This is a genomic window from Pseudohalioglobus sediminis, from assembly GCF_008370495.1.
Taxonomy (GTDB): Bacteria; Pseudomonadota; Gammaproteobacteria; order Pseudomonadales; family Halieaceae; genus Halioglobus.
The window spans coordinates 1-1586 of the sequence record NZ_VTUX01000015.1; the positions used below are offsets into that span (position 1 = coordinate 1).

1 protein-coding gene is annotated in these 1586 nt (G+C 55.7%); it reads right to left on the reverse strand.

What is annotated here, in order from left to right:
* Positions 1–100 precede the first annotated feature (100 nt).
* Positions 101–1519, reverse strand: a complete 1419-nt coding sequence (locus F0M18_RS19880; protein ID WP_149613214.1) for an IS1182 family transposase — start codon at positions 1517–1519, stop codon at positions 101–103.
* Between the last annotated feature and the right edge of the window lie 67 nt (positions 1520–1586).

Consider the following 1586-nt stretch of genomic DNA (forward strand, 5'->3'; position numbering starts at 1 on the left):
GAGACTGTGTAAAAACACGCTCTAGCGGCCTTGAACTAAAAAGCCCAGCTGATTTCAGCTGGGCTTTTCTCTTTTCGGTACCTGATTCTCAGGGGGTGTATTACCTCATCGCCGCCAGCAACCTCGGCACACCCACCTCATTCACTATTCTGGCCAGGTTGTAGCTCAATATCCCAAGCCCCATCTCCGCTTTGGCACCCTCCATACCTCTGCAGAGGAACCGCCTGAGCCCCATTATCTGCTTCAGGACGGCAAATGGGCGTTCTACCGCCGCCATTCTGATCCCCATCAAGCCTGGATTTTCAGCCAGGCGGGCCTCGGATAGAGCAAAAGCCTCCTCGTGGAAGTGCCGGCTCACCCAGCGACGATCCGCCTTGGTACATTTGGCCTGTAGCGCGCAACCGTTACAGCCCGTGCGGCTGTAAAGGTGCATCTTGTCTTTGCTGCTATAGGTCGTATATCGCAGCTCCTCTCCCGCCGGGCAGGTGAAGCTGTTCCTCTCCTCATCGTAGCGGAATTCCGATTTCTGGAAGAACTCTGATGATTGATTATTGACCGCTCTCCGGCTCGGCACCGCCACTTCAATACCCTGGGATTCACAGGCGGCCTGCTGCTCGCCATTGGAGTAGCCCGCATCCGCCACCACTGCCAGGTTATCTGCTGCCAGGGTTTCCTTGGCTCCTTCTGCCATCGGTTGCAGATCTTGGGTATCAGCGCTGCGGTCCGTCACTTCATGGTGCACAATCAAGCCACTGTCCGCATCTACTGCTGTCTGCACGTTGTAGCCCAGCACGGTGCCCTCGCGCCCCGAACGCATCAGCTTAGCCTCAGGCTCCGTCGAACAATGCTGATTGCTCTCGCGCTCATCCATCTCAGATTCGATGTCATCCAGTTGGACGCCCTCTGCCTTCAGTTGCTTCAGAGCGCGTTGGACCCGGTCGCTTTCCATCTCGACGTTAATGTCCTCTCCATCGGCTTTGGCCAATTGCCCCAGATACATGTCGACCAGCCGTTCCACGCGTTTGCGCCGCTCACGCAGTTGCTTGCGGGTCAGTGCACGGTCTTTACTGGCTGCGGCTTTGAACTTGCTGCCATCGATAGCCACCAAGCGGCCGGTCAGCAGGTCTGCCTGGCGGCAGAACTGGATGAAGGCCTTGCAAGCTCCTTTGATGGCAGTGGCATTCTCTCTGCGGAAGTCCGCTATGGTCTTGAAGTCAGGGGATAGGCGCTTCATCAGCCAGATGACTTCCAGGTTTCGGTGACATTCTTTTTCCAGGCGGCGACTGGAGCGGACCTGATTAAGGTAGCCGTAAACATAGAGTTTAAGAAGGTCAGCAGGATTATAGGGTTTACGCCCCGTGGCTTTGGTGGCGGCCTTTGAAAAGCCCAGATCGACCAAATCCAGGTTATCGATAAATGCGTCAATCACCCGAACGGGGTGATCCTCAGCGACGTAGTCATCCAGGGTGTCAGGCAGCAAACTGCCCTGTTCTCGAGACTCTCCATCCAGATGGCGCATAAAAAAATACCCGTATCTTGCGATACGGGTATTTTGTCAGACCCCGGAGGTGTTTTCACACAGTCTC

Bases quoted from the DNA above. Each gene is read 5' to 3' on its own strand.
- F0M18_RS19880 (WP_149613214.1), bottom strand. From the start codon at position 1,519: ATGCGCCATCTGGATGGAGAGTCTCGAGAACAGGGCAGTTTGCTGCCT.